Raw genomic sequence first — 26397 nt, 5'->3', positions numbered from 1 at the left:
TCACAGTGTTCTGGCGACCTCGGTGCGTTCGAAGACCTCGATCTGGTCTCCCGGCTTGATGTCATTGTAGTCCTTGACGCCGATACCGCACTCGGTGCCGGCGCGGACCTCGTTGACATCATCCTTGTGGCGGCGCAGGGATTCCAGCTCGCCCTCGAAGATCACCACATTGTCACGCAGCACGCGGATCGGCGCGTTGCGACGCACCACGCCATCGACCACCATGCAGCCGGCGATGGCACCCAGCTTGGAGGAACGGAACACGTCCTTCACCTCGGCCAGGCCGATGATCTCTTCCTTGACCTCCGGTGAGAGCATGCCGCTGATCGCCTTCTTGACGTCGTCGATCGCCTCGTAGATCACGCTGTAGTAGTGCAGGTCGACACCCTGCTCCTCGATCAGGCGGCGTGCCGCCGCATCGGCGCGCACGTTGAAGCCGATGAGGATGGCACCGGAAGCGACCGCCAGGTTGACATCGGACTCGTTGATGCCGCCGACGCCCCCGGAGACGATCTTCACCCGCACCTCGTCGTTGGAGAGCTTGGTCAGGGAGTCGCGCAGCGCTTCCAGGCTGCCCTGCACGTCGGCCTTGATCAGCAGGTTGAGCTCGTGCACCTCGCCGCCGCCCATGCGCGAGAAGACCTCGTCGAGCTTGGCCTGCTGCTGACGGGCCAGACGGCTGTCGCGGCTCTTGCCCTGGCGGAACTGCGCCACCTCGCGCGCCTTGCGCTCGTCCGGCACCACCACCACGTCATCACCGGCATTGGGGGTGCCGGACAGACCCAGCACCTCCACCGGCATCGCCGGGCCGGCCTCGGAGACCGGCTTGCCGTTCTCGTCGAACATGGCGCGCACCCGGCCGTATTCGCTGCCGCTGAGGATCACGTCACCCTTGTGCAACACACCGTTGCGCACCAGCACCGTGGCCACCGGACCGCGACCGCGATCCAGGCGGGCCTCGATGATCACGCCATTGGCCGGACAGTCCTTGACCGCCGTCAGCTCCATCATCTCGGCCTGCAGCAGCACCGCATCGAGCAACTCGTCGATGCCCTCGCCGGTCTTGGCCGAGACATGCACGAAGGGGACGTCACCACCCCAGTCCTCGGGAATCACGTCGTGCTGGGCCAGCTCGTTCTTGACCCGGTCCGGATCGGCCTCCGGCTTGTCGATTTTGTTGACCGCCACCACCAGCGGCACGCCGGCCGCCCGGGCATGCTGGATCGCTTCCTCGGTCTGCGGCATCACGCCGTCGTCCGCCGCCACCACCAGGATGACGATGTCCGTGACCTCGGCGCCGCGCGCACGCATGGCGGTGAAGGCCGCGTGGCCGGGGGTATCGAGGAAGGTGATGCTGCCCTTGTCGGTATCGACATGGTAGGCACCGATGTGCTGGGTGATGCCGCCGGCCTCGCCCGCCGCCACCTTGGTACGGCGGATGTAATCCAGCAGCGAGGTCTTGCCGTGGTCGACATGGCCCATGATGGTCACCACCGGGGCACGCGGCACACGCTCACCCTCGACCTCGGTCGGCACGATCTCCTGTTCGATTTCGTCTTCCTTGAGCAGCTTGACCTTGTGGCCCAGTTCCTCGACGACGATCTGCGCGGTCTCCTGATCCAGCACCTCATTGATGGTGGCCATGATGCCCATCTTCATCAACTGCTTGATCAGTTCGGCGGCCTTGACCGACATTTTCTGTGCCAGCTCGGCGACGGTGATGGTCTCGGGCAGCGTCACCTCACGCACCACCGGCGCGGTGGGACGTTCGAAGCCATGCTTGTCGGAGGCGCTGATCGAAACCGAGCGGGTGCGGCCCTTCTTCTTGCGCCGGCCGCTCTTGTCGGCGGCGACATGCAGTTCCTTGCGCCCGTAGCGGCCACCCTTGTCGGGCGCGCCGCGCTTGGAACCCTTGCGCTGCTGTTCGCGTGCCGCGGCCGCCTGCTCCTGCTGGCGACGGGCCTCTTCCTCGGCCTTGAGGCGTGCGGCCTCCTCGGCCAGGCGCTTCTCCAGCTCCGCCTTGCGGGCCGCCTCCTCGCTCTCCTTGCGGCGGGCCGCATCCTCCTGGGCACGGCGTTCCTCTTCTTCCTTGGCCTTGCGCCGGGCCTCGGCCTCGGCACGCGCCGCGGCCTCGGCCTGCTCGCGCGCCAGGCGCGCGGCCTCTTCCTCTTCCTTGCGGCGGCTGTCTTCCTCCAGCACCGCACTGCGCTTGACATAGGTGCGCTTCTTGCGCACCTCGACGGCCACCGTCTTGGTCGGCGCGGCCCTGCCGCCCGGCGCCTTGACCTTCAGCTCGCTGCGGGTCTTGCGCTTCAGCGTGACCTTGGCCGGTTCGGCAACCGTTGCCGCTTCGCCCTTGCCGTGACTCTTGCGCAGATAGCTCAGCAGCTCCATCTTCTCGGAGTCGCTGATGGTGTCGTCGGCGCTGCTGACCTGAATCCCGGCACTGTCCAGCTGGGTGATCAACCGTTCGACCGGTATTCCGACGACCTCTGCAAATTGTTTAACCGTTACTTGCGACATCTTGCCCTTTCTCCCGAAGACCCTAGCCCTGCTGCTCCTCGGCAAACCAGGGCGCGCGGGCAGCCATGATCAGCGCCGCAGCACGCTCCTCGTCCATGCCCTCGATGTCCATCAGTTCATCGACGGCCAGTTCCGCCAGGTCTTCCTGTGTCTTGATACCTCGGCCGGCCAGTGTATAGGCCAGCTCCCGGTCCATGCCCTCGAGTTCGAGCAGATCCTGCGCCGGCTCGGCATCGCCGATCTGCTCCTCACCCTGAATCGCCTTGGTCAGCAGCACGTCGCGTGCCCGGCCGCGCAGTTCGTCGACGATCTCCTCGTCGAATTCCTCGACCTCCAGCAGTTCAGCCTTGGGAACATAGGCGACCTCCTCGATGCTGGAGAAGCCCTCCTGCACCAGGATCGCTGCGATCTCCTCGTCGACGTCCAGCTGATCCATGAACTGCTGCTGCAGCTGCTGGGCCTCCTGTTCGCTCTTGGCCTCGGCCTCGGCTTCGGTCATCACGTTCAGTTCCCAGCCGGTCAGCTGGCTGGCCAGGCGCACGTTCTGCCCGCCGCGCCCGATGGCCTGCGACAGCTGCTCCTCGGCCACCGCGACGTCCATGCTGTGTGCATCCTCGTCGACCACGATGGACACCACCTCGGCCGGCGACATGGCGTTGATCACGAACTGCGCAGGGTTGTCGTCGTAGAGAATGATGTCGATGCGCTCGCCGGCCAGCTCGTTGGAGACCGTCTGCACCCGCGAACCGCGCATGCCGACACAGGCGCCGACCGGATCGATACGCGGATCCAGCGAGCGCACCGCGATCTTGGCCCGCAGACCCGGATCGCGCGCCGCGCCGAGGATCTCGATCAGATCCTGGCCGACCTCCGGCACTTCGAGCTTGAACAGCTCGATGAGGAACTCCGGCGCCACGCGGCTGATGAACAGCTGCGGGCCGCGCGGTTCGGAACGGACTTCCTTCAGCCAGCCGCGCAGGCGGTCGCCGGGGCGCACCGACTCACGCGGGATCATGTCCTCGCGTGGGATAAAGCCCTCGGCGTTGCCACCCAGGTCGAGATAGACGTTGCCACGCTCGACGCGCTTGACGATGCCGGTCACCAGCTCGCCCTGGCGGTCCTTGTAGGCCTCGACGACCTGCTCCCGCTCGGCCTCGCGCACCTTCTGCACGATGACCTGCTTGGCGGTCTGGGCCGCGATGCGGCCGAACTCGACCGACTCCATCGGCTCCTCGATGTAGTCGCCGATCTCGATACCCGGCTGGAGCTGCTGGGCGCGGGTGTAGAGCACCTGGCGCTCAGGCGATTCGAAGTTCTCGTCCTCGTCGTCCACCACCTGCCAGCGGCGGAAGGTCTTGTATTCACCGGTCTCGCGGTCGATCTCAACCCGCACGTCGATGTCGCCACCGTGTTTCTTGCGGGTCGCGGACGCGAGCGCGGCTTCGATCGCCTCGAAGATCACTTCCCTATCGACGCCCTTTTCATTGGATACGGCGTCTACCACCATCAAGATTTCTTTAGTCATGACCACTCGTCTCCGACCTTGGAATTTCCAGCCGAATAATGTCCCGTTGTGCGATGCGGCACGCGTTCAGACCACCGGCACCAGTCGTGCCTGTTCGATCTGATCCAGCGGCAGGCCGATCTCGCTCCCGTCCTCTGTCTCCAGAATCACCTGGCCCTGCCGCACGCCCTGCAGCAGACCCGTAAACTTGCGCTGCCCTTCGATGGGCAGCGCCATGCGGATCTTCACCGGCTGACCCGCAAAACGCTCGAAGTCCGCCTCGCGGAACAGGGGCCGGTCCAGCCCCGGAGAGGACACCTCCAGGGTGTACTGGCCGGGCACCGGGTCCTCCACATCGAGCAGGCCGCTCACCTGGTAGCTGACCTGCTGGCAGTCGTCCAGGGTGACGCCGTCCTCGCGATCAATGTAGATGCGCAGCACGCTGTGCTTGCCGCTGGGCAGGTATTCGATACCGACCAGCTCGCAGCCCAGGGCATTGACGGCGGGCTCCAGCAGCTCCCGCAGGTTGTAGGGCTCTTTGCGCATCACTGACCGCTGCAAACAAAAAATGGGCCCAAGGCCCACTTTTTCCGTCCCGCCGGAACCCTCCGGCGGATAACAAAAAACCCCGAAAAACGGGGTTCCAGAAAAACCTCATACCTCCGTCAGGCACCGATGGAATCCCACTGGTAGCTAACGGAGAGGGATTATAGACGTTCAACCAGTCACTTGCAAGCAGCAGGGGCGGCCGCAGGCCGTGCCTCAGGGCAACAGATGAGGCTGGCTGCGGCGCAGCCGCGGCAGATCCTCCGGGCGATCGACGTCCCACAGGGTTTCCAGCTCGACCCGCCGCCAGCCCAGGTCGTCCAGCCGCCGGCGGGTGATATCCAGTACCGACTCGCCGCCCCAGGGGATGCCGGCGAACAGCGGCGGCGCGCTGCGCCGCAAGCCGATCAGCACATAGCCGCCGTCCTCGGCCGGGCCGAGCACCGCATCGGCACCCGAGCGCAGCGCCCGGGCCGCGGAACGCAGGTAATCCGCATCCAGCACGGGGCAGTCGCTGCCGATGAGCAGGGCCCAGTCGGCCGCCTCGAGGGCCTGTCCGAAGGCAGCCGCCATGCGCGCCCCCAGGTCGCCGTCGCCCTGGCCACGCAGGGCGACGCCAGGGCGCCGGGCCAGGCGGGCAAACAGCGGATCCTGCGGCGGACTGGCACAGAGGGTCAGCGGCGCCACGCCACTGGCCAGGGCCGCCTCCAGCGTCTGCTCGAGCAGGCGGGCCTGCAGCGCCGCGGCCCCCTCCGCCCCGAGCGCCGGGATCAGGCGGGTCTTGCACTGCCCGGGCCGCGGCGCACGGGCAAAGAGCAGCAGGCTACCGCGCTCAGACACGGCGGTAACGGGCCGCCAGGCGATGTGCCGGCACGCCACAGAAATAGGCCAGTCGCAGCCCCCACATGAGGAGGATGGTGCGCACCACGCCAGCCGTCTCCCAGCGGCGGCTGGAGGTGACCAGCGGCGGCGACAGACAGGCCGGCCAACCCGACGCCCGCCGCAGACGGCGGCAGATCTCGATGTCCTCCATCAAGGGCTGCTCGGGGAAACCGCCCAGCGACTCGAAGAGATCACGACTGACGAAGATGCCCTGGTCACCGGTGGCGATACCGCTCAGGCGGGAGCGCAGATTCATCATGCGCTCGACGAGGCGCAGCAGGGGATGCCGGCCGGAGAGGCGGACGTCGAACCGCCCCCAGCGACGCCTCCGGGCAAGCGCGGCGAGGATCAGACGGTCGGCGTCCGGGGAGGCCAGGGTATCGGCATGCAGGAACCAGAGGATATCACCACGAGCTGCGGCCGCACCGACGTTCATCTGCCGGGCCCGTCCCGGCGCCGATTGCACGACCCGGTCGACATGGCACGAGGCCTGCTCCAGCGTGCCATCCGTGCTGCCGCCATCGACCAGGATCACCTCCCCGCCCCGCGCCCGCAGCCCGTCCAGGCGTTTCAGCATCGCCGCGATCCCCCCGGCTTCGTTCAACGCCGGCACCACCACCGAAATGCTGTTTTCTTTCACCAATCTTTATTTTTATCGCCACGGAATCCACGGAAGACACGGAAAGGCATGATCGCGGCCTGGAGACCGCTCCTGCACCAAATCGCGCCGCCATGCCCCGTTGTAGGAGCGGCCTCCCGGCCGCGATTGCCGCCGAGACAGCGAGAATCCGCCCTACAGGCTACAGCGCACATCAGCCAAGGAAGTTTCCGTGTCATCCGTGGCGATATGCCTCATCAGCAGCAACTGCCACCACCACAACATCCCGTCGAGTCCTCCACCACGGGTCGCTCGGCTGCCGGCGGGACGGCGATGAAGGCATCACCATAGGCACCACCGGTCAGCAGCCGGAACAGCGTCTCGCTGACCGCCACACGCTCGCCGCGCGGATAGACGCGACCGGCCTCGTCACGCACCTCGGCCAGTGGCCCCCGGTAGATCACCAGATGGCCCCGATCGGCAGCAACCGCCGGCTCGGGCTTGACCGCCGTCAGGGTCACGGAGCGGAATTCGATGCCCTCCACCACCCGCCAGGGCGCGGCATCCCACTTGTCGTAGGCCACGGCCACGAAGCCGGCGTCGAGGAAAGCCTGCAGGAAGGCCTGTTCCTGGAAGGCGCCGGAGATGCAGCCGCTCCACAACTCGGGATCGGCCTTGAGCGCGGCGGGCGAGACCCTGTCGCTGACGATGTCCGAGATGGCCACCCGGCCACCCGGCTTCAGCACCCGGAAGATCTCGCTGATCAACTGTGCCTTCTGCGCGTCCTGCACCAGGTTCAGCACGCAATTGGAGATCACCAGGTCGACCGAGGCATCGGCGATCAACGGTCGCTCGGCGCGCTGCCGCTGCTGCCAGTCGAGCAGCCGCGCATAGTCCCCGGCACCGCTCACCGGATGGGCGGCCAGCCAGTCTTCCATCGCCTCCAGGTCCAGCGCCAGGTCCTGGATGTAGCCCTTGAGAAAGCGAACCCGCTCGCCGCCCAGCTTCTGCGCCATCTCCGCCTGGTACTTGCGGGCCAGGGCCAGCATGCCGTCGTTCATGTCGACGCCGATCACCTGTCCCGCCGCACCGACCAGCTGGGCCGCCATGTAGCAGATCTTGCCGCCGCCGGAACCGAGATCGAGCACCACATCGCCCTCGCGCACATAGCGCGAGGGATCGCCGCAGCCGTAGTCCTTGTCGACGATCTCCTGCGGCAGCAGTTTCAGCAGCCCCGCGTCATAGTCCACGGGGCAGCACAGTGTCTCCTCGCGCGCCCGCGCCGCCTCCGAGTACCGGTCCAACACCGCATCTCCACTCATGCCTTTACCTCCAATCATGTATTGGCCACGAAACCCACGAAATCCACGAAAAAAGTCTTGGTGCTTACGGCGCCGCGCGAAGCGCGTGCGCCGAAATAAGAACTTTCGTGGATTTCGTGGGTTTCGTGGCTACTATTCATTCACCAAGGCACCGCCGCAGCTCGAGCCCTGGCCGGCCGTACAGCCGTAGCAGTGGTCGGCCACCACGATGGGGTTGTCGCGCAGGCTGTCTGCATCGAGATCGCCCAGCCGTATCCGGCCACGGCCACCCAGCCGCAGGGGCATATCGAGCAACTGGTTGAAGTCGCAGTCGTAGACGAAGCCCTGCCAGTCGACGCTGATCAAGCTGCGGCACATGACCGTTTCCAGGTTGCGCGGCTGAAAGGCCTCCCGGAGCAACTGCATATAGTCGTCGAACTGCCCCCGTGAGACCAATGTGCTGCCGAAGCGCATGATGGGCATGTTGGTAAGGGTGTAGAGCCGATTGAAGACCACGCCGTGGCGTTGCTCCAATTCGCGCCGGTAATCAGCTTCCAGTTGCTCCTGCGCCGGTGGCAGATAGGCGCCAGCCGGGTTGTACATCAGGTTGACTTCCAGGCCAGTACCCGGCCGACCGTAGCCCAGGGCATTGAGCCGCTGCAGGGCACTGATGCTCGCCGCATGGACCCCCTCGCCGCGCTGGCCATCGACGTTCTCCGGCAGATAGCAGGGCAGCGAGGCAACCACCTCGACCCCCTGTCCGGCCAGAAAGTCGGCCAGGTCCTCCTGCCCCCTCTCCTCCAGGATGGTGAGATTGCAGCGGTCGATGACGTGCACGCCCTGCTCGCGTGCCCCGCTCACCAGGCGGCGGAAACCGGGATTGAGTTCCGGCGCACCGCCGGTGATGTCCAGCCGGCGGACCCCTGAACGTTCGAGAAAGCCCAGCACGGCGTCGAGGGTCTCCGCCGACATCATCTCCTGCCGCCGCGGACCGGCATTGACATGGCAGTGCAAACAGGACTGGTTGCAGCGGTAGCCCAGGTTCACCTGCAGGGTCTCCAGGGCGTCGCGCCGTATGGCGGGAAAATCGGTCTCTTCCAACAAAGGCCGCATCGCATGCATGATTCAGTTCACCCTCTTCCAAATGGCCACAAAATCCACGAAACCCACGAAAAATGACTTGTGTTCACGGCGCCGCGCAAAGCGCGTGCGCAGCAATAATCCCTTTCGTGGATTTCGTGGGTTTCGTGGCTACCTCCCCTTTTCGTGGGTTTCGTGGCTATAAACCTCATACCTTCTCCAGGACCACCGCCAGGAAACCACCCCAGGGCAGTCGCGCGGGCAGCAGCCGTTCCGCCAGCCGCGCCAGCGCGCCCCCGGCGGGCAGGAAGATCGCCGTCCCGGCACGCAGACGCGGTGCCGGCGACAGGGCGGCGCACCAGCGGCGCACCTCCGCCAGGCTGTCCCAGCGCGCCCCGGCATAGCCGCCCTGCCCCTGCTTGCGCCGGTAGAGCACACTGTGTCGGTTGAGCAGACCGAGCACCACACCCCGCCGCGCCACCCGCCACATCTCGGCCAGGGCCCGGCCAGGGTCGGCAACGAAACACAGGCTGGTCACCGCAGCACAGTAGTCGAAGGACGCATCGTTGAAGGGCAAGGCGAGAGCCGAGCCCTCCACATAGTCCATCCCTCCACCCAGCAAGCGGGCATGGTGCAGCATCGCCGGGGCCGGATCGAGCCCGGTCACCCGCAGCCCGGCGGCCGCGAAGCGGCGGCTGAACTGCCCCGTGCCACAGCCGACGTCGAGCAGAGACCGGTCCAGCTCCGGCTGCAGCAGCCGCATCATCAGCCCGAATTCCCGTTCCGCAATCCACCGTCCACGTGGCGTCCGGTACCAGGCCTCGTAACGGCCGGGCTCGAAGCCCTGTCCCACTCAGGGTTTCCCGATGAAGGCCACCGCGGCCTCGACCAGTTCGTCGGCATAGAGGTCACGGAAACCGTGGTCGGCGCCTTCCAGTACCACCAGCCGGATGACACCCTGCTCGGCCAGGGGCGCGAGGCGCTTGTCCAGTCCCTTCACCACCTGGTCCTCGCTGCCCGCAAAGACCAGCACCGGCTTGTCGATCCGCGGCAGCAGATAGGGTGTATCCATCCGCGGATCGTCGCTGTAATAGGAAAGCACGGCCGCAGGCGTGGCGCGGGCATCCTTGCAATAGATGAAACCGATGGGCCCCATGAGTTCCCCGCCCTGACCGGCGGCAACCCGGGCACGGGCCGTCTCGAGGACGGGGGCCAGCGGCACGCCAAAGCGTGCCTGGTAGCTCTCGGCCGCATAGTCCCGACTCCAGGTCTGGGGTGCGATGAGGATCAGCTTGCGGATCAGCGGGTCGTCGCGCTCCGCCACGAACCAGGCGGTCTGGTTGCCGCCACGGGAATGCCCCATCAGTACGACGTCACCTACACCCTGCCGCTTCAACCAAGCAAGCCAGGCTGCGATCTCGTCCAGCGCATCGGTATGGCGGTGGCGGTGCGGCACGGTACAGTCGTAGAAGCCGTGCCGGTCGTCGAGGGCCAGGCTGAGATTGATGGCCAGGCTGTTCCGGCCGTTCTCGGCCAGCAGGTCCTGCAGGGTGGTGATGATCTCCATGCCATTGTGCGCCAGGGTGCCGTGGACGAGGAGGACAACACCATCCTGCAAGCTGTGACCAGCGGCCAACTGCAGCCGGGCATTGAGCGTCAGCCCCTGGTATTCCTGTTTCACCTCCTCGGCGGCAATCCCTGGCAGGGAGAGCAGGAAAAACGACAGTCCTGCAAGCAAAGTCGTCAATCTCTTCATGATCATTCGTCCTCCGGACGCTCTGTGTTGTCGATGGATGACTGCCGCTGCAGCCGCCCGATGAGGCCCTTGATGCGCAGCAGGTCGCCATCCAGCGCCGGCTGGCCGTGCCACCATTGATAGTCCGGCGACTGGTGACCTATACCAAGCCGGACATTGTGCAGATGATGCCGCATCTTCACCAGGCGCTCCCTGGCCGGCGCCAGCGCCTCCTCGCCAAGCATCCTGGCCACCGACGCCACCAGGGCCTCGGCCTCACGCAGCTTCATGCGCCCGACGGCGAGCATGCGCCGGCCGTTGTCGAACAGGCGCGTCACATAGCGCGGCGCATGGCATTCCTGGCAGACCACAGGATAGCGCGTCCGTGCCTGACCATCCTCCGCCTCTGCACCCTGCGAGGCGACGGGGGCACCATGCCTGCCGGCATGCATGTGACAGTAGGCACATCCCGGGACACGGTAGTTGGCGTCCTTCAGCGGTCGATTCCAGTCCATGCCTCCGGCCTCCAGGCGCATGATGACACCATGCTTGGAACTCGTATAGCTGTGCACCACCGGTGCCCGGCCACCGCCGTGACAGTCGATACAGGCGCTATCCCGGCGCGAGCGTTCCAGCGCAGCTTCATGGTCCTCGCCATGGCATGCGGCACACCCCGCCGCAAGCCCTCCATGCCCGCTCGCTTGCCAGTCCGCCACCAGCGCCGCGTCACGCTCCTCATGGCAACCCACACAATCGCTCCCCTCTGCCGCCACGGCCGAAGCCCACAAGATAATAGCCATGAAATTAATTACTAAGACAAACGATAACAAAGCCTCATTCAGAGCGACCTCGGCGTTCCGGATCAAGGCGTGTTGCGCGGGGAATGGCATGCCCTTGCCAAGCAACGCAACGCCGAACCGGGACGCCGGGGTCGCTCCCTGCGGGCGGGCGGCCGGGCGGCCATCTGCGGTGTTGCGCCAGCTTGACATGGAATGGCCATGCCGGCTCTGGCGCGCCTTGCGGCTGACCGCCCGGATACCCGCTGAATGAGGCTTTGTTATCGTTTGTCTTAGTAGTATTGCGGCGCACGCACTCTGCGCGGCAGCGAAAACACCAAAACCCTTTTCGTGGATTTCGTGGGTTTCGTGGCCATCCATTTCTCGGGCTTCGTAGATTCCGTGGCTATCCATCTCAATTGTTCTCCAGGTTGTGTTCGGTGTATTCGCCGGAGAACCACAGGGGCCGGGGGTCGGGGCGGACCGGGCCGAGTTCGCGCAGCCGTTGCGCCTCGGCGCGGATGGCTTGGAGATCCTTTTCCAGGGCGGCGTGACCGCGTTTCACCATCGCCGCGTCGCCGTGTGCCGCGCCCTTGTAGGCGGCTAGGTTGTCGAAGTACCACATCTCGAAATAATCGCGCTCGATGGGCGAGACATTGTAGAAGGCCGAGGCCTGGCCCTCGTAGAAACCGATGCGTGCCTTGGGCAACAGACGGTCCAGGGTGCTGTTGGGATAGGGCGGACGCTCGCCGGCGTTGGGATAGAGCAGTCCCTCTGCGCGCAGGTCCTTGAGCACGGCCTCCGCCCCGCGCAGCATCTGCCAGGCCTGCTTGCGCTCGGCATCCAGCGCGGCGAGCCAGGCACTCGCCTGCCCTGCCTCATGGCAGTCGCTGCACAGCTCGACCCACTGTCGACGTTTGACCGCATTGGCCGAGGTCAGCGGATTGACCTGGCGGATACCGAACTTGTGGATCGGCTTGTCGGCCACCTGATGGCGACCCGCCTGCATGTGGCAGTAGGCACAGGTCGGCGCCTTGTAGTTACCCCGGACGAGCGGCTTCGACCAGTCCCACTCGTCGCCCTCGGCAAGATAGAGACGACCATGGGCCGAGGCGTAAAAGGTCTCGTCGTCGGGATGTGGCGGACCGCTGTGGCAGGTGATGCAGGCCTCGGGCCGACGCGCCTCGGCGGCGTTGAAGCGGTGCCGGGTATGGCAGGAATCGCACTTGGCCGCTACCGAATGGCACTGCAGGCAGGCACTCACCTCGGCCTTGGGCTTGTCGACAAAGTGCGGTGCATCCAGCGCCCGCTCCAGGGCCAGGGCGTGGCTGGGAAAACCGAGGCGCTTCTCGTCCTCGAACTGGACATGCTGGGTGGCATGGCAACCGCCGCAAACCTCGGGGGTCGGCAGGTGCAGGGACTGGTGGTCACTGCCGTGGCAGTCGCTGCAGTAGACGGGGGCGCGCCCCTTTGGCTGCGAGTGACGGCTGGCCCGCCAGTCGTTGACGATGCCGGGGGTGACCGCCTGATGGCACTGGACGCACTGTTCACCCTGGAAGCTGCCGCCCAGGGACTCCGGCGCCGCATAGAAGTCGGCAGGGTCCCAGTAGGCAAACACCGCCTCCGGCATCCAGGCCCTGGAATAGAGCCCGGCACCCGCGCCGCCGCGACTCCAGTCGACGTACCAGAAACCGGCAGGCACGGCGATCAGCGCCAGGATCACGGGGATCCAGACATAGCGCGGCACCCTTTTCACCGCCCCCGCCTCCGCGCCCACCAGCGCACCACAGCAAGGAACAGCAGCAGCCCCAGGCCGGCCCACAGCAGCCAGCCGTTGCCACCCTCACGCGTGGCGGCGATCACCCCTTCGGCATCTTCCTCCAGCATCAAGTGTTCCCGCGTATGATGTCCCCAGGCCGTGCTTAGAGACAGCAGATACATGGCCACGAAACCCACCAAATCCACGAAATGATTTTTATTAACCCGGCAACTGAATATGCCGTGTTCAGCCGCCGGGTTAACCCGCATATTGCACGAAGGCGGCCTTGAAAGCGTAATTTTTACGTTATTTATCAAGGCAGTAATCCCCTCTACGAGCAATTGCGCCCTGTTACAGTTTGTGCCTATTCGAGTTCAGACCAAATCTGGCGTCGCATTTTGCCCGATCCCCCTTGAACCATAGGTACGGCTATGCTTCTACGGGCGATCGAACAAACTGCTTGGCCAGATTCGCCCTGAAACTCGAATCCTTCGTGCAATATGCGGGTTAATATTCGACGCACGCGCTCCGAGAGGCGCCGTAAGTCTCAAGTCGTTTTCGTGGGTTTCGTGGCTACTCATGATGCCCTCAGGCGAAGCCGGCGGTGGTCGTGGAGGATGGCCTGGGCGGCACGGCGGCCGGCGGCGACGGCGGTGACCACCAGGTCAGGGCCGAGGGTGTCGTCACCGCCAGCGTAGATCTTGGGGTGGTCCGTGCGGCCCTCGGTATCCACCCGGATGCGTCCCCGCTCGTCCAGGGCGACACCCAGCGCCTCCAGCCAGTCGGGCGGCGCGTTCACCTGGCCCACGGCGAGGATCACGCGATCGCAGTCGAGCTTCTCGACGCTGCCTTCGGCGCGCAAGAAGCGCATGCCGGTGACCGCAGCCTCTCCCAGCACCGCCTCGGGTACACGCTGGAACAGGAAGCGCACGCCTTCCTCGGCCGCCGCCCGGCGCTCCTTGGGGGAGGCGCGCATCGCCGCCTCGTCACGGCGGTAGACCACCGTCACTGCCGCCGCGCCCTGGCGCAGGGCGCTACGGGCGCAGTCCATGGCGGTATCGCCCCCACCGATGACCAGCACCCGCCGGCCCCGCATCTCGTCATGGGCGCCGGCATTGGCCCGCCGCAGGTAGTCGAGCGCCTCCTCGACCCCGGCGAGTTCGCGGCCAGGCAGCACCAGGGGGCGCCCCGTCTGGGCACCGATGCCGAGGAACAGTGCATCCTGTTCCGTCAGCAGCCGCCAGACATCGGCCTCACTGATCTCCGTACCCGGACGGAACCGCACGCCCTGCCCTTCCAGCCAGCGGCGGCGGCGCTCCAGCAGCGCCTTGTCCAGCTTGAAGGGCGGCACGCCGCTGGCCAACAGACCGCCGATCTGCGTCGCGCGGTCGAAGACGGTGACCGCCCAGCCGGCACGACTCAGGACATCGGCGCAGGCCAGACCCGCGGGACCGGCGCCGATCATCGCCGCCTTCCTGTCCAGCCGCCTCTGCGCCCCGGACGGCCGCCAGCCCCGGGAGGCGGCCTCGTCCACCAGAAAGCGTTCCACGGCACCGATGGTTACCGGCCCAGCCGCCGTATCGGCGAGGGTGCAGGCACCCTCGCACAGACGGTGCTGGGGACAGAGGGTGCCGCAAACCTCGGGCAGGCTGCTGGTCGCATGCGCGATCTCGGCCGCGTGCTCGATCTCGCCCCGGGCCACCGCCTCCAGCCATTCGGGTATCCGGTTGTGCAGCGGACAGGCATTGACACAACCAGGCACACCGCAATCGAGACAGCGTGCTGCCTGGGCCTGGATCCCGGCCAGCGACGGTACCTGCACCGTCTCCCCCCAATCCTGCAGCCGCTGCGACGCGGGACGGACGGGCGGCTCGCGGCGTGCCGGCAGGGGCCGCGGTTCACGTTTCAGCAGATGACTGGCGTTCTGTTTCAGTGCCGGCCGGAACAGGTTGCGCACGTCGCGAATCTCCAGCGCATCGGTCGGGCAGGAGACCACGCAGCGGGCGCAACCCATGCAGTCCTCCAGGGCCGTGACCCTTCCAGCCTCACGGCCCTGCTCCCAGACCGGGATGCCCATGTCGCACACCTGCTCACAGCGCCGGCAGTCGATGCACCTGTCCTGGTCCATGTGCAGCCGATAGAAACCGGCGTGATTGAGCAGGCCGAAGGTGGCGCCGTAGGGGCAGAGATAGCGGCAGTAGAAGCGGTTACCCACCAGGGGCGCGACGAAGAAGGTGCCGAAGTAGGTCAGACCGACCAGCAGATAGAAACCGCCGACGAAACTCACCGTCCAGGCGCTGGGCGGAAACTGGGTGACCACCATCACGCCGACGTAGTAGAGAAAGAAAAACCACTTGGAATGGCGCAGGCGCCAGGTCCATTTCGAGCGCAGGGTCCGGTCGCGGAAGGCAAAGCCCACCGTCTCGCGGATGCCGACACAGGGGCAGTTGAAGCCGCAGATGATGCGCCGGCCGAACAGGAAGACCGCCGCCAGAACCAGGAAGAAGGTCACCGTGCCCGGCACATGCAGCGAGGGGAACACCGGCTGCGCCCAGAGATAGCCGACATAGGGTTCATAGACGGGTGCCAGCCAGGGGATCAGCCACCAGAACGCCGTGACCATTGTCACCAGGATAATCAGCCGCCTGCGGGTATACGTATTGCGCTCGGCAGCGATGCGCCACAGACCGAAAGCGAAGATGAGGGCATACTCGGTGTAGCGGTTCAGCCAGATGGGGTTGTCGAACCAGAACAACCAGGACTCGTTGAGCCAGCCGAAGAAGGCCAGGGTGAAGGCCGCCATGCTCAGCAGCTGCACCGGCAGACCATAACGCGCCGGCATCAGATCCTGCCGCGTCGCCTCGAAGGCCCGCGGCCAGTGCTGGATCACCTGCTCAGTCTGCCTCGCCATCAGCCCCTCTCAAACATCAAATAGCCACGGAATCCACGGAAAACACGGAAATAATTTCTTTCCGCCATTCCGGACGTGGCCCAAGCGAAGATCTGGAATCCTGACAACGAAGCCAGGGCGGCCTGGTTTTCAGGATCCCGGCTCTCCGCGGGATGAGGGTGGCAGGCTTTTCGACGCCGCGCGGAGAGCGTGCGTCGCAATCAAACTTTCCGTGTTTTCCGTGGATTCCGTGGCCATTCATCCCGGGTTTGTTAAACATCAGAACACCATCACGTGATCGCTGTCTTTCACCCAGGCCGCCAGGGCCTTCATCGAGCCACGTTCGATGCCAGGGATCATCGTCGCCTCGTCGATACCACAACCGTCCAGCGCCATGCCGCAGGCGCGCACTTCGAGCCCGCACTCGATCAGTTCGCCGAGCAGCCGTTCCAGGTCGACGGCGCCTTCCGGCACCCGTTGATCTCGGCGGCCGACTTCCACGCCATCGTCCAACAGGTGCACACGCACCGCCAGATCTTCGCTCAGCGCAGCGCCGGCGAAGCGCAGCGCGTGCCAGGCCTTGTTGTCCGATTGGTAGGGTGCATTTTGAATGACGATAGTGACTGTACTCATGTCTCCCACCTCACAGTAGCTGCTTGATCAGGATGTAGCTGGCAACCAGCACCAGGAAGCCACCGAAGCCGCGCTTGAGCCGGTCGGCCGGCAGGCGATGCGCCAGATGGCCGCCGGCCACACTGCCGGCGATGGCGATCAGGGTGAATGCGGCCATCGTGTCATAGTCGATGGCGACTGCGCCGGCGTAGCCGGCGAAACCGGCAAAGGACTTGACGGCGACGATGGCCAGCGAGGTACCGACTGCGCGTTTCATGGACAGCCCGGAAAGCAGCACCAGGGCGGGAACGATGAGGAAGCCGCCACCCACCCCGACCACACCGGTGAGGATGCCGACGCCGATGCCGTGCAGGGCGATATGCGCGTACTCCAACTCCTCGCAGTGACCGTCCGGGCAGTCGGCTACTGCCATGGCACCAACCGACCTGGGCTGCGGTTGCGGCCTGAGCATCCTCCAGGCCGCGGCATACATCACCAGGGCAAAGACGACGAGCTGCACGACCACCGGGGTAATCACTCCCAGCCGGGCACCGGCGTAGGTGCCGACCACGCCGAACAAGCCGAAGACAGCGGTCACCCGGAGATTGACGTTGCCGCGCCGCCAATGTTGAACAGCGGCCAGGGTAGCGGTAATGGCGACGATACCGAGACTCATGGCGATGGCTGCCTTGGGTTCGGTATCGAGCAGATAGATCAGCGCGGGCAGGGTAATGATGGAACCCCCGCTCCCGAACACGCCCAGCAACATGCCGGTGACGAGGCCTGCGATGATGACTGTGATCGACATGATGCGGTCCTCTCCTGTTCGGTGCTACTCGGCGGGATAGCCGTTGGCGTTCCAGTCGGTCATGCCGCCGCGGGCGACGTGCACATCGGCAAAACCGTTCCTGGCCAGGATCCGGGCCGCCTTGGCCGAACGGCGGTCGGTGCGGCAGACCAGCACGACCGGCTTCTCCTCCCAGTCCAGGATCTCGTCGATCCGTCCGGGCAGTTCTTCGAGGGGGATGTTGCGGGCCTGCGCGATGTGGCCCTGCTCGCCGATGAAATCCTCCGCGGTGCGCACGTCCAGCACCAGCAGATCCTCACCGCCATCCAGCTTCTCCTTCAATTCCGGGATACTGAGCATCGGTCCCTGGCGCAGGCGGGCGATCAGCCGCGGCAGAAAGGCCACCGCCGCGAGCAAGGCCAGTGCCAGCAGGATCTTCTGGATCAGGCCCTCGCCGCCCGCCACCGCCTCGCGGCCCGCATAGCCGAGGTAGGTGTAGGCGATGGCGCCGGGCAGCATGCAGACCCAGGTGGCCAGGAGGTAATGCCAGAAGGGGATGCGGGTGAGCCCCAGGGCGTAGTTGAGCAGATTGAAGGGAAACAGCGGAACCAGGCGAACGAAGGCGACGAAACGCCAGCCCTCGTTCTCCACGCCCTGGATGAGCTGCTTCAGTCGCCCGCCGGTCTTGCGCGCCACCCAGTCTGCCCCGAGATAGCGGGCCACCAGGAAGGCAAGCGCCGCGCCGACGGTCGCACCGGTCAGATTGTAGAAAGTGCCGAGCACCGGCCCGAACAGGGCGCCGCCGGCGAGCGTCAGTACCGAACCCGGCAGGAACAGCACGGTGCCGATGGCGTAGACCGCCATGAACAGCAGCGGCCCCGCCGCACCTGCGCCCTGCACCCAGGCCTCCAGCGCCTGCGCGTCGAAACGGTCGCGGTACATCACCGCCACCGCGATCCCCGCCGCCAGCGACAAGAAAAGAAAGATGCGCGTCAGTCGTTTCATTTCCTCACCCGGTTATCAAACCGCCAAGCCGTAGGTCGGATTAGGCGCGAAGCGCCGTAATCCGACGTATCACCACCAAGGCGTCCACACCCAACGGCACGTCCCGTGGTATTCCGTCGGATCACGCCCTTCGGGCTGATCCGACCTACGAAGCTATCAAACCTTCCGTGTATTCCGTGGTTTCCGTGGCTATAAATCATTTCTCATCACTCCAGGAACGGCGGTTGATGGTGTAGCCGGTGATGCGGCCGACGAAAGGCAGCGCCAGGATGCCGGGCAGCCAGGTCACCCGCTTCGGGTCACGGTGCTTGTGGATGCCGATGGTCATACCCTCGTGGCCGGCACGCGGCTGGTCGCGGTAGGTGCCGAACAGCCGGTCCCACCAGGAAAGGTTGAAACCGAAGTTGCTGTTCGCCTCGTCGTCCTCCACGGAGTGATGCACGCGGTGCATGTCGGGGGTCACCACCAGCAGCCGCAGCAGACGGTCCACAGCAGCCGGCAGGCGCACGTTGCCGTGGTTGAACATGGCCATGGCATTCAGCACCACCTCGAAGATCACCACTGCCACCACCGGCGGACCCAGTACCACGATGGTGGCGAACTTGATCAGCATGGAGAGGATGATCTCGATGGGATGGAAGCGCGCGCCGGTCGTCACGTCGTAGTCGAGATCGGCATGATGCACCCGGTGCAGCCGCCACAGCACCGGCACCGCATGCACCAGCACGTGCTGCAGGTAGATGATGAAATCCATGGCCACGATGGAGGCCAGGATGGCGAGTCCCTGGGGCACCTCATGGTAGTTGAGCAGTCCCCAGCCCTGCTCTTGCGCGAAGGCGGCCATGCCCACCGCAGCCGCCGGAAACAGCAGGCGCAGAATGAAACTGTTGAGGAACACGAGGCCCAGGTTGTTGGCCCAGCGCACTGCCTTGGACAGGCTAAGCGCCCGGCGTGGGGCGATCAGCTCCCAGAGCGCCATCACTGCGAACACCCCAAAGAAGAAGCCAAGCCGGATGGCCACCTCGTTGTTCATGACGAACTCATTGATATTCATATGGATTCATCCTCGAATTCCGGTGCTGTGCCTCCCCCGAGGCGACTGCTATAATGGTTTTTTATCGAAAAGTATTCAATTGATCTGTTGAATAGTAGATTAACGGAAATCGGCGCCATGTCAAGCGGAAACTTCAAACACGACCTCTTCGCCCAGTTTGCCCGGGTCGGCAAGGCGCTGAGCAATGCCAACCGGCTGGAGCTGCTGGAATTCCTGGCCCAGGGTGAGCGCAGCGTGGACGAGCTGGCGCGGGTCTCGGGCCTGACGGTGGCCAATACCTCGCAACACCTGCAGCAGCTGCGCCAGGCCGGGCTGGTCAGTTCCCGCAAACAGGGCCTCAAGGTCTATTACCGGCTGAGTGGAGAGGACGTCATCGCCCTGCTCGACGCCTTGCGAGGGGTCGCGGAACGTCACGTTGCCGAGGTCAACCGGCTGGTCGAGAGCTACCTGAGCGTCAAGGACGAGCTGGAACCCGTGGCCCGTGAGGAATTGCTGGAGCGTGCCCGCCAGGGGCTGGTGACGGTGATCGACGTACGGCCGCCGGAGGAATACGCCGCCGGCCACGTACCGGGAGCGATCAACATCCCGCTTGCCGAACTGGAATCCCACCTGGAACGGCTGGAACCCTCGCAGGAGATCGTCGCCTACTGCCGCGGTCCGCACTGCGTACTGGCCTTCGATGCCGTGGCCAGGCTACGCGAGAAAGGCCTCAAGGCACGACGGCTGGAGGACGGTCTGCCAGAATGGCGCCTGGCCGGTCTGCCGGTGGAGACATCGGCGGAAGAAAACTGAGGAACCTCCGGCGCAGGGTCGGATCTAACCCGACTATTGCACCAAGGCGGCCCGCATGATTGGTGCTCAGGCTGTTATCCAAGGGCGGGGGGTCACAAGAGGGCTGCCTGGACGGGCTACACTTTGTGCCTATTCGATGTCAGACCGAATCGGGCTGCGCATCTTGAGCGATCCCCCTCGAACCAAGGCGGCCCGCATGATCGGCGTGCAGGCTGGCAAATGGGTCGGGAACTCGTAACCCGGCTTTGTGCCTGTTCGATCGACTCCGGGCATTGCCCGCCGTGGACCCCCCGATCGCGGCCTGGAGGCCGCTCCTACGGGGCATGGCGGCACAATGTGTTGGCGTAGGAGCGGTCTCCAGGCCGCGATCGAGGCGCAAGGGGTACCGCGCCATCCTGCCACCCCGGCCCACGGAGCCTGCCTTGGTGCAATATCCGGGCTAATCCTTTACCCCAGCCATCAGCAAGGCCAGCGCCATGCCCCGTCGACTCGTCTTCGTCTACAACGCCGATAGCGGCCTGTTCAACACGGTCAGCGACATCGCTCACAAGATCCTCTCCCCGGAGACCTATGCCTGCCGTCTCTGCGAACTGACTCATGGCCACTTCCGGGTGCGGCGGGAATGGGTCGGCTTCCTGGAGAGGCTGGATGCGGAATGCAGCTTTCTGCACCGCGACGAAGTGCAGAAACAGCATGGCGTGGACAGCCAGCAGGCACCCCGCATCTATCTGCATGAGGACGCCAGGCTCATCCCCTGGGTCGAAAAGGAGGAGATCGAGGCCTGTCCGGATCTTGCGGCGCTGAAGACCCTGATCGAGTCACGTCTCGGGGAGCTGGAAAAGGGCTGATTGCCATCACGGCCCGGCGGCCGCCCCACGAAGTCGGGAGGGTAACGCCTGCCTGTGGGAGCGGCCGCCAGTGCCTTGGCTTCTCTTTCGCGGCCCGGTCTCAGGGCACCCGCTGATCGATGCGGATCGCGATGGGCGTCTTCGAATCCACGGCCACCGGCGCCAGCTCGCCGAAGAGGTCACCGCTGTGGGCGACCGGATCACCAGACAGCGAGACGCGCGCCCCTACCCTGACCTCCTTGAAAGCCGACAGGCGCATCGCCGGCATCATCGCCATGCGGTCATCCAGCACCACCTCCAGCGGCAGATCCTTGACCTGCTTGCGCACCGCGGCCAGCGGCATCGGTGGCCCCTCGAGGGCCTTGGCATAGATGAACAGCGGCGCCTCGGGATCGATCTTGCCGGCCAGTGCCGGGTCCAGTTCGATCCGTACCTTGAGGCTCACCGCCCCGGCAGCCGGCTGACGGGAGGTGGTCGTTTTCACCACGGGCTCGGGCAGGGCCTCGCCGGCGTCACGCAACTGTTGTTCGGCGCGGGCCATCAGCTGCCGCAGCTCGGCCTGACTCTCGGGCTGGTCGGCAAGCAGGGCATCCAGCCGCTGCCAGTGTTCCAGGGCTTCACGCGGCTTGCCCTGCTCCATGTAGGCCTGACCGGTCAGCCAGAGCGCGGTGGGATCGTCCGGCTGAATCTCCAGCGCCTTCTGCAACAGCTCGAAGGGACGCCCGGAGAGGCGCGCCCCCTGGGTCATGGCCAGGGCATCGGCCAGCCCGGTGAGCACGCCCGGCTGATCGCCGACCAGGGCATGCAGGCGCTCGAAGGCCTTCACGGCCTCTTCGTATCGACCCAGCGACATGTAGCTGCGCGCCAGCAGGTACCAGCCGCGCGCATTGTCCGGCTCCTGCTGCAGGCGCTGCACCAGGGCCTCGAGCATGGCATCCACCGACGGCATCTTGCCAGATGTGCCGTCATGCCCCCCGGCCGCCACCGGCGTCTCCGGCGGCTCGATCAGATCGGGGTTGCCGAGCGCGAGATACAGCGAGACCGCCATCAGCGGCACGGCGAGGGCCAGCACGGGCAACATCCAGCGCCCCCGACCCTCGGCCACGGCCACGGCCTGGCGCGCAGCGGGTTCGAGATCGGTCAGCAGCATCAGCTCCAGTTCCTCGCGGGTGGAGCGGAAGGCCTCCTCCGAGAGCTGCCCGGCTTCGTATTCGACGCGCAGCTCGGCCAGGCGTTCGCGGGCGATGGCCACGTTCTGCTGGTCACGATCCAGCTCGCGGACCTGCCCCCGACGCAGCAGTGCGGGAGCGAGGATGGCCAGGGCCAGCAACACCATGGCCGAGGCACTCAACCAGAAGATGGTCATGACGGTTTCGACTCCTTCTCCTCACCCTCGCCGAGCAGCTCCCGGGCCCGCTGGCGGGCCGCCTCGTCCAGCGACGGACCCGCGGCCCGTGCCCGCTTGCGCACCACACCCAGCATCACCAGGAAACCCACGGCGAAGAGCAGGAAGGGGCCCAGCCAGAGCAGCAGGGTGGTGGACTTGAAGGGCGGGCGGTAGAGGACGAAGTCGCCATAGCGGTTCACCATGTAGTCGATGATCTCCTCATCGCTCTTGCCCTGCTCGATCATCTCGTAAGTCTGCTGGCGCAGGTCGCGCGCCAGGTCGGCGTTGGATTCCGCCAGATTCTGGTTCTGACAGACCAGGCAGCGCAGCTCGCTGATCAGCTGCCGATAACGCGCCTCCTCTGCCGGATCGTTGAAACTGTGGATCTCGATCGCTGCCCGCGCCAGGCCGGCGGACAGCATCAGTATCAGGAACAGGCTTCCCAGCAGCGCCCTCATGCGGGTTCCTCCTGCAATTGGCGGATCATCGGCAGCAAGGTCTCCTCCAGCGACTCGCGGTCGATGGGACCGATCTGCTTGTAGCGGATGATGCCCTGCTTGTCGATCAGAAAGGACTCGGGCACGCCATACACCCCCCAGTCGATACCGACCCGCCCATCGGCATCGAAGGCGATGGAGGTGTAGGGATCGCCAAGCATTCTCAGCCAGCGCAGGGCATCCTCGCGCTGGTCCTTGTAATCGAGGCCGACGATCTCGATACCGGCACGCCGTCCCAGTTCGATGACCAGCGGGTGCTCGGAACGGCAGGCGCTGCACCAGGAGGCCCAGACGTTGAGCAACCAGACCTTGCCCTTCATGTCGGCCGTGCCGATGCTCTGCTCCGGCTGGTGGAGGCGCGGCAGACTGAAGGCCGGCGCGGGCTTGTCGATCAGCGGCGAGGGCACCTTGCGCGGGTCGAGGCCAAGGCCGACGGCCAGCAGCACGACCAGCACAGCGAAGATACCGAGCGGCAACAGATAACGATTCATGAGGCCACCTCCGCCAGGGGCGCCGCGGTCGAGGCCGCCGCACGCCGAGCCTCCAGCCGGTAGCGCCGGTCGGTGGCCGCCAGCAAGCCACCGATGGCCATGAACAGGCAGCCGAACCAGATCCAGCGGATGAAGGGCTTGTGATAGAGGCGCAGGCTCCAGGCACCCGCCTCACCCAGCGGCTCGCCCAGGGCCACGAACAGGTCACGGGTCAGGCCGGCATCGATGGCCGCCTCGGTCATCGGCATGCGCTGCACCCGGTAGATACGCTTCTCCGGCTTCAGCTCGGCCACCTGCTGGCCGTCGCGGAAGACCAGCACCCGTCCCTCGTCGGCCGTGTAGTTGGGCCCTTCGCTGTGGCGGACGCCCTCGAAGCGGAACGCATAACCGCCCATCTCGAAGGACTCGCCGGGCGCCAGACGGATGTCCTTCTCCTCGGAGTAGACCGTGGTCAGGGTGATACCGACGATGAACACGGCAATGCCGACATGGGCGATGCTCATGCCATAGAAGGCACGGGGTACGGCACGCACGCCGGTCCACAGCCCGCGGCGCGCGGGCAGGCGATCGGCCAGACCGCGCAGGGTGGTGAGGGTGATCCACAGCGCCAGCACCAGCCCCAGTGCCGCGGAGAAGCGGAACTCCGGTGCCAGCAGGGCGAGGCCAACACCGCCGGCCAGGCTGAACACCGCAGACAGGCGCAGCCGCGCCCAGATCCGGGCCAGGCTGTCCTGCTTCCAGCGCAGCAGGGCACCGACACCCACCAGCAACGCCAGCGGAATGGTCAACGGCACGAAGATGCTGTCGAAGTACGGCGGTCCGACGGAGATCTTGCCGATGCCCAGGGCATCGACGATCAGCGGATAGAGGGTGCCGAGCAGGATGCTGGCGGCCAGCACCACCAGCAGGACGTTGTTGACCAGCAGTGCGGTTTCGCGCGAGACCAGGCGGAAACCGACCTCGCTGCGAATCTGCGGCGCGCGCCAGGCATAGAGCGCCAGCGAGGAACCCACCACCGCGACCAGGAAGATGAGGATGAAGACACCACGCGCCGGATCACTGGCAAAGGCATGTACCGAGGTCAGCACGCCGGAACGGACCAGGAACGTGCCGAGCAGGCTGAGCGAAAAGCTGAAGATCGCCAACAGCACGGTCCAGGCCTTGAAGGCACCACGCTTCTCGGTGACGGCCAGGGAGTGCATCAGCGCGGTACCCACCAGCCAGGGCATGAAGGAGGCGTTCTCGACCGGATCCCAGAACCACCAGCCGCCCCAGCCCAGCTCGTAGTAGGCCCACCAGCTGCCGAGGGTGATGCCGAGGGTCAGGAATACCCAGGCGATGGTGGTCCAGGGCCTCGACCAGCGGGCCCAGGCCGCATCCAGCCGCCCGCCGAGCATGCCGGCGATGGAGAAGGCAAAGGCCACCGAGAAGCCGACGTAGCCCATGTAGAGCATCGGCGGATGGAAGGCCAGACCCGGATCCTGCAGCAGCGGATTGAGGTCACGCCCTTCCAGCGGCGCCGGGAACAGGCGCTCGAAGGGGTTGGAGGTGATCAGCAGGAAGAGCAGAAAACCGACGCTGACCATGCCCATGACGCCGAGCACCCGGGCCAGCATGGTCTCGGGCACGCTGCGGCTGAACAGGGCCACACCCGCCGTCCACAGCGAGAGCACCAGGGCCCAGAGCAACAGCGAGCCCTCGTGCGCACCCCAGACCCCGGAGATCAGATACATCAGCGGCAGTTGGGCGTTGGAGTTCCCTGCCACATAGCGCACCGAGAAGTCGTGAACGATGAAGGCATAGGTCAGGCTGCCGTAGGCCACCAGCATGAACAGCAGCTGTGCCCAGACCGCGGGACGGGCGACGGCAATCCAGGAAGGGATGCCGCGTGCCGCGCCGATCACCGGCAGGGTGGACTGCACCAGCGCCATGCACAGCGCCAGGATCAGGGCGAAGTGGCCGATCTCGGGGATCATTGGCCGGCCTCCGGATGGGCACCGCTTTCCTTCATCATCTCCGCCACCTCCGGCGGCATGTAGTTCTCGTCATGCTTGGCCAGCACCTCGTCGGCGACGAACACCCCGTCCGGGCGCAGACGCCCCTTGGCGACGATGCCCTGCCCCTCGCGGAACAGGTCGGGCAGGATGCCGGTATACTCGACCCTCACCACCGCCTTGTTGTCGGTCAGGTCGAAGCGTACGGTCATGCCGTCGCCCGGCCGCTCCAGGGTGCCGTTGACCACCAGCCCGCCGATGCGGAACAGCGCACCGGTCGGTGCCTTGCCGGCCACCACCTCGCTGGGCGAGAAGAAGAACATCATGTTGCGGTTGAAGGCGGTCAGGGCGAAACCGGTGGCGATCACCACGCCCAGGACCATCAGACCGATCAGCAGCAGGCGTTTCTTGCGGGCCGGGGTCATGCGCGTCGCTCCGCCAGCTGCGCCCGGCGGCGCAGCGTCTTCTTCAGCTGCTGCAGGCGCCGCGCCGGCAACCACAGGTTCAGCCCCAGCACCACTGCCGCCAGGGCATAGGAACTCCAGACGTAGGCCGCATAGCCACCCATGTGAAAGAATTCGGACAGGTTCATTTGAGCTCCAGCAGGTCAGCCACCCATTTGCTGCTGCGTTCGCGGTCGAGCAGTTCGCAGCGAACGCGCATCAGCAGGGCGATGATGTAGAAGATCTTGAAGGCCACGCCCATCAGCAGCAACGGAACCAGCATGCTGAGGGCGATCGACGGCTTGTCGAACTTGGTCACCGTGGGTCCCTGGTGCAGGGTATTCCACCACTCCACCGAGTAATGGATGATGGGGATGTTGACCACCCCGACCAGCGCCAGGATGGCTACCGCACGGGAGGCGATGCGCCGGTCCTCGATGGCGCCGTACAGCCCCATCACCCCCAGATAGAGGAACAGCAGGATGAGTTCCGAGGTCAGCCGCGCATCCCACACCCACCAGGCACCCCACATGGGCTTGCCCCAGATGGAACCGGTGACCAGGGCCAGGAAGGTGAAGCTGGCACCGATCGGGGCGCTGCTGATGGCAACGATCTCGGCCAGCTTGATGCGCCATACCAGGGCAATGGCGCCGGCGCCGGCCATCACCATGTAGATGAACAGCGACATCCAGGCCGCGGGGACGTGCACGTACATGATGCGGAAACTGTCACCCTGCTGGTAGTCGGCGGGCGCCAGCACCAGACCGTCATAGAGACCGGCGATCAGCAGGATGGCGAACAGACCACCCAGCCAGGGCAGCCAGCGGCCGGAAATGCGGTAGAAGTGCGGGGGTGAAGCCAGTTTGTGGAAGAAAGCCATCATGGTCGTCATG

The 26397-nt window shown here is 65.6% G+C and carries 26 protein-coding genes; 2 read left to right on the top strand and 24 right to left on the bottom strand.

The annotated features are described in order from the left end of the window. The 17 genes from infB to QVG61_RS05260 all read right to left on the bottom strand — a co-directional run bounded on the left by infB (nucleotide 1) and on the right by QVG61_RS05260 (nucleotide 19052). The gene (infB, locus tag QVG61_RS05340) at nucleotides 1–2523 is read right to left on the bottom strand and encodes a translation initiation factor IF-2 (RefSeq protein ID WP_289932318.1); all 2523 of its coding nucleotides are present in this window, start codon (nucleotides 2521–2523) and stop codon (nucleotides 1–3) included. 22 nt (nucleotides 2524–2545) lie between these two features. Next, the gene (nusA, locus tag QVG61_RS05335) at nucleotides 2546–4048 is read right to left on the bottom strand and encodes a transcription termination factor NusA (protein ID WP_289932317.1); all 1503 of its coding nucleotides are present in this window, start codon (nucleotides 4046–4048) and stop codon (nucleotides 2546–2548) included. A 66-nt stretch (nucleotides 4049–4114) separates the two neighbouring features. Beyond that, complete coding sequence (gene rimP, locus QVG61_RS05330; RefSeq protein ID WP_289932316.1) at nucleotides 4115–4573, bottom strand: ribosome maturation factor RimP; 459 nt, start codon at nucleotides 4571–4573, stop codon at nucleotides 4115–4117. Between the two features lie 216 nt (nucleotides 4574–4789). Then, nucleotides 4790–5413 (bottom strand): TIGR04282 family arsenosugar biosynthesis glycosyltransferase, encoded by a 624-nt coding sequence (locus QVG61_RS05325; protein ID WP_289932315.1) that lies wholly within the window; start codon nucleotides 5411–5413, stop codon nucleotides 4790–4792. Then, nucleotides 5406–6098 carry a TIGR04283 family arsenosugar biosynthesis glycosyltransferase gene (locus tag QVG61_RS05320; protein WP_289932312.1) on the bottom strand — a complete coding sequence of 231 codons (693 nt, stop codon included), beginning with the start codon at nucleotides 6096–6098 and terminating at the stop codon, nucleotides 5406–5408. Before QVG61_RS05320 ends, QVG61_RS05325 begins: the two co-directional genes overlap by 8 nt. Nucleotides 6099–6310: 212 nt before the next feature. Then, entirely contained in the window at nucleotides 6311–7375 is a 1065-nt protein-coding gene (locus QVG61_RS05315; RefSeq protein ID WP_289932310.1) for a methyltransferase domain-containing protein, read from the bottom strand. A gap of 132 nt (nucleotides 7376–7507) precedes the next feature. After that, on the bottom strand, nucleotides 7508–8476 hold the full coding sequence (arsS, locus tag QVG61_RS05310) for an arsenosugar biosynthesis radical SAM (seleno)protein ArsS (protein WP_289932309.1): 969 nt from the start codon (nucleotides 8474–8476) through the stop codon (nucleotides 7508–7510). Nucleotides 8477–8642: 166 nt separating this feature from the next. Next, entirely contained in the window at nucleotides 8643–9287 is a 645-nt protein-coding gene (locus QVG61_RS05305) for a class I SAM-dependent methyltransferase (RefSeq protein ID WP_289932307.1), read from the bottom strand. Continuing rightward, complete coding sequence (locus QVG61_RS05300) at nucleotides 9288–10190, bottom strand: alpha/beta fold hydrolase (RefSeq protein ID WP_289932305.1); 903 nt, start codon at nucleotides 10188–10190, stop codon at nucleotides 9288–9290. It lies immediately after the preceding gene. A 2-nt stretch (nucleotides 10191–10192) separates the two neighbouring features. Continuing rightward, the gene (locus QVG61_RS05295; protein ID WP_289932304.1) at nucleotides 10193–10969 is read right to left on the bottom strand and encodes a multiheme c-type cytochrome; all 777 of its coding nucleotides are present in this window, start codon (nucleotides 10967–10969) and stop codon (nucleotides 10193–10195) included. A 391-nt stretch (nucleotides 10970–11360) separates the two neighbouring features. Beyond that, the gene (locus tag QVG61_RS05290) at nucleotides 11361–12701 is read right to left on the bottom strand and encodes a multiheme c-type cytochrome (protein WP_289932303.1); all 1341 of its coding nucleotides are present in this window, start codon (nucleotides 12699–12701) and stop codon (nucleotides 11361–11363) included. Beyond that, on the bottom strand, nucleotides 12698–12832 hold the full coding sequence (locus QVG61_RS05285; RefSeq protein ID WP_289932302.1) for a hypothetical protein: 135 nt from the start codon (nucleotides 12830–12832) through the stop codon (nucleotides 12698–12700). The genes QVG61_RS05290 and QVG61_RS05285 overlap by 4 nt, the downstream gene beginning before the upstream one ends. 449 nt (nucleotides 12833–13281) lie before the next feature. Continuing rightward, nucleotides 13282–15615 carry an FAD-dependent oxidoreductase gene (locus QVG61_RS05280; RefSeq protein WP_289932301.1) on the bottom strand — a complete coding sequence of 778 codons (2334 nt, stop codon included), beginning with the start codon at nucleotides 15613–15615 and terminating at the stop codon, nucleotides 13282–13284. Nucleotides 15616–15873: 258 nt separating this feature from the next. Then, on the bottom strand, nucleotides 15874–16227 hold the full coding sequence (locus tag QVG61_RS05275) for a DsrE family protein (RefSeq protein ID WP_289932300.1): 354 nt from the start codon (nucleotides 16225–16227) through the stop codon (nucleotides 15874–15876). Nucleotides 16228–16237: 10 nt separating this feature from the next. Next, nucleotides 16238–17014: a sulfite exporter TauE/SafE family protein gene (locus tag QVG61_RS05270; protein WP_289932299.1), complete on the bottom strand. Its 777-nt coding sequence runs from the start codon at nucleotides 17012–17014 to the stop codon at nucleotides 16238–16240. Between the two features lie 24 nt (nucleotides 17015–17038). Further along, nucleotides 17039–17998, bottom strand: a complete 960-nt coding sequence (locus QVG61_RS05265) for a VTT domain-containing protein (RefSeq protein ID WP_289932298.1) — start codon at nucleotides 17996–17998, stop codon at nucleotides 17039–17041. A gap of 196 nt (nucleotides 17999–18194) precedes the next feature. After that, on the bottom strand, nucleotides 18195–19052 hold the full coding sequence (locus tag QVG61_RS05260) for a sterol desaturase family protein (protein ID WP_289932297.1): 858 nt from the start codon (nucleotides 19050–19052) through the stop codon (nucleotides 18195–18197). Nucleotides 19053–19169: 117 nt separating this feature from the next. Between QVG61_RS05260 and QVG61_RS05255 the strand changes: the two genes are divergently transcribed. Both QVG61_RS05255 and QVG61_RS05250 read left to right on the top strand, forming a co-directional pair. Further along, complete coding sequence (locus tag QVG61_RS05255; RefSeq protein ID WP_289932296.1) at nucleotides 19170–19844, top strand: metalloregulator ArsR/SmtB family transcription factor; 675 nt, start codon at nucleotides 19170–19172, stop codon at nucleotides 19842–19844. A 476-nt stretch (nucleotides 19845–20320) separates the two neighbouring features. Beyond that, complete coding sequence (locus QVG61_RS05250; RefSeq protein WP_289932295.1) at nucleotides 20321–20692, top strand: hypothetical protein; 372 nt, start codon at nucleotides 20321–20323, stop codon at nucleotides 20690–20692. Nucleotides 20693–20792: 100 nt separating this feature from the next. Here the strand turns inward: QVG61_RS05250 and ccmI are convergent, their stop codons facing one another. Genes ccmI through QVG61_RS05215 form a run of 7 tightly spaced genes read right to left on the bottom strand, consistent with a single transcriptional unit; the run spans nucleotide 20793 to nucleotide 26396 of the window. Continuing rightward, a complete protein-coding gene (gene ccmI / locus QVG61_RS05245) occupies nucleotides 20793–22058 on the bottom strand; it encodes a c-type cytochrome biogenesis protein CcmI (RefSeq protein ID WP_289932294.1) in 1266 nt (421 codons plus the stop codon). Beyond that, nucleotides 22055–22537 (bottom strand): cytochrome c-type biogenesis protein, encoded by a 483-nt coding sequence (locus tag QVG61_RS05240; RefSeq protein ID WP_289932292.1) that lies wholly within the window; start codon nucleotides 22535–22537, stop codon nucleotides 22055–22057. The genes ccmI and QVG61_RS05240 overlap by 4 nt, the downstream gene beginning before the upstream one ends. Next, on the bottom strand, nucleotides 22534–23067 hold the full coding sequence (locus tag QVG61_RS05235) for a DsbE family thiol:disulfide interchange protein (protein ID WP_289932291.1): 534 nt from the start codon (nucleotides 23065–23067) through the stop codon (nucleotides 22534–22536). The genes QVG61_RS05240 and QVG61_RS05235 overlap by 4 nt, the downstream gene beginning before the upstream one ends. After that, a complete protein-coding gene (locus tag QVG61_RS05230; protein ID WP_289932290.1) occupies nucleotides 23064–25043 on the bottom strand; it encodes a heme lyase CcmF/NrfE family subunit in 1980 nt (659 codons plus the stop codon). The genes QVG61_RS05235 and QVG61_RS05230 overlap by 4 nt, the downstream gene beginning before the upstream one ends. Then, nucleotides 25040–25486: a cytochrome c maturation protein CcmE gene (ccmE, locus tag QVG61_RS05225; RefSeq protein ID WP_289932289.1), complete on the bottom strand. Its 447-nt coding sequence runs from the start codon at nucleotides 25484–25486 to the stop codon at nucleotides 25040–25042. The genes QVG61_RS05230 and ccmE overlap by 4 nt, the downstream gene beginning before the upstream one ends. Then, a complete protein-coding gene (gene ccmD, locus QVG61_RS05220) occupies nucleotides 25483–25653 on the bottom strand; it encodes a heme exporter protein CcmD (RefSeq protein ID WP_289932288.1) in 171 nt (56 codons plus the stop codon). The genes ccmE and ccmD overlap by 4 nt, the downstream gene beginning before the upstream one ends. Beyond that, nucleotides 25650–26396 (bottom strand): heme ABC transporter permease, encoded by a 747-nt coding sequence (locus tag QVG61_RS05215; protein WP_354671188.1) that lies wholly within the window; start codon nucleotides 26394–26396, stop codon nucleotides 25650–25652. The genes ccmD and QVG61_RS05215 overlap by 4 nt, the downstream gene beginning before the upstream one ends. Nucleotide 26397: the final 1 nt, after the last annotated feature.

Source organism: Thiohalobacter sp. IOR34, assembly GCF_030406045.1.
In the GTDB taxonomy this organism is placed as follows: Bacteria; Pseudomonadota; Gammaproteobacteria; order Thiohalobacterales; family Thiohalobacteraceae.
Note: the sequence above shows the minus strand (reverse complement) of the source record. Positions and strands in the feature narration are given on the sequence as shown.

What these genes read in the sequence shown, in the direction of transcription:
- infB (WP_289932318.1), bottom strand. Translation starts at nt 2,523, where the DNA reads ATGTCGCAAGTAACGGTTAAACAATTTGCAGAGGTCGTCGGAATACCG.
- nusA (WP_289932317.1), bottom strand. Translation starts at nt 4,048, where the DNA reads ATGACTAAAGAAATCTTGATGGTGGTAGACGCCGTATCCAATGAAAAG.
- rimP (WP_289932316.1), bottom strand. Translation starts at nt 4,573, where the DNA reads ATGCGCAAAGAGCCCTACAACCTGCGGGAGCTGCTGGAGCCCGCCGTC.
- QVG61_RS05315 (WP_289932310.1), bottom strand. Translation starts at nt 7,375, where the DNA reads ATGAGTGGAGATGCGGTGTTGGACCGGTACTCGGAGGCGGCGCGGGCG.
- arsS (WP_289932309.1), bottom strand. Translation starts at nt 8,476, where the DNA reads ATGCATGCGATGCGGCCTTTGTTGGAAGAGACCGATTTTCCCGCCATA.
- QVG61_RS05300 (WP_289932305.1), bottom strand. Translation starts at nt 10,190, where the DNA reads ATGAAGAGATTGACGACTTTGCTTGCAGGACTGTCGTTTTTCCTGCTC.
- QVG61_RS05295 (WP_289932304.1), bottom strand. Translation starts at nt 10,969, where the DNA reads ATGGCTATTATCTTGTGGGCTTCGGCCGTGGCGGCAGAGGGGAGCGAT.
- QVG61_RS05285 (WP_289932302.1), bottom strand. Translation starts at nt 12,832, where the DNA reads ATGCTGGAGGAAGATGCCGAAGGGGTGATCGCCGCCACGCGTGAGGGT.
- QVG61_RS05280 (WP_289932301.1), bottom strand. Translation starts at nt 15,615, where the DNA reads ATGGCGAGGCAGACTGAGCAGGTGATCCAGCACTGGCCGCGGGCCTTC.
- QVG61_RS05275 (WP_289932300.1), bottom strand. Translation starts at nt 16,227, where the DNA reads ATGAGTACAGTCACTATCGTCATTCAAAATGCACCCTACCAATCGGAC.
- QVG61_RS05270 (WP_289932299.1), bottom strand. Translation starts at nt 17,014, where the DNA reads ATGTCGATCACAGTCATCATCGCAGGCCTCGTCACCGGCATGTTGCTG.
- QVG61_RS05265 (WP_289932298.1), bottom strand. Translation starts at nt 17,998, where the DNA reads ATGAAACGACTGACGCGCATCTTTCTTTTCTTGTCGCTGGCGGCGGGG.
- QVG61_RS05260 (WP_289932297.1), bottom strand. Translation starts at nt 19,052, where the DNA reads ATGAATATCAATGAGTTCGTCATGAACAACGAGGTGGCCATCCGGCTT.
- QVG61_RS05255 (WP_289932296.1), top strand. Translation starts at nt 19,170, where the DNA reads ATGTCAAGCGGAAACTTCAAACACGACCTCTTCGCCCAGTTTGCCCGG.
- QVG61_RS05250 (WP_289932295.1), top strand. Translation starts at nt 20,321, where the DNA reads ATGCCCCGTCGACTCGTCTTCGTCTACAACGCCGATAGCGGCCTGTTC.
- ccmI (WP_289932294.1), bottom strand. Translation starts at nt 22,058, where the DNA reads ATGACCATCTTCTGGTTGAGTGCCTCGGCCATGGTGTTGCTGGCCCTG.
- QVG61_RS05240 (WP_289932292.1), bottom strand. Translation starts at nt 22,537, where the DNA reads ATGAGGGCGCTGCTGGGAAGCCTGTTCCTGATACTGATGCTGTCCGCC.
- QVG61_RS05235 (WP_289932291.1), bottom strand. Translation starts at nt 23,067, where the DNA reads ATGAATCGTTATCTGTTGCCGCTCGGTATCTTCGCTGTGCTGGTCGTG.
- QVG61_RS05230 (WP_289932290.1), bottom strand. Translation starts at nt 25,043, where the DNA reads ATGATCCCCGAGATCGGCCACTTCGCCCTGATCCTGGCGCTGTGCATG.
- ccmE (WP_289932289.1), bottom strand. Translation starts at nt 25,486, where the DNA reads ATGACCCCGGCCCGCAAGAAACGCCTGCTGCTGATCGGTCTGATGGTC.
- ccmD (WP_289932288.1), bottom strand. Translation starts at nt 25,653, where the DNA reads ATGAACCTGTCCGAATTCTTTCACATGGGTGGCTATGCGGCCTACGTC.
- QVG61_RS05215 (WP_354671188.1), bottom strand. Translation starts at nt 26,396, where the DNA reads ATGACGACCATGATGGCTTTCTTCCACAAACTGGCTTCACCCCCGCAC.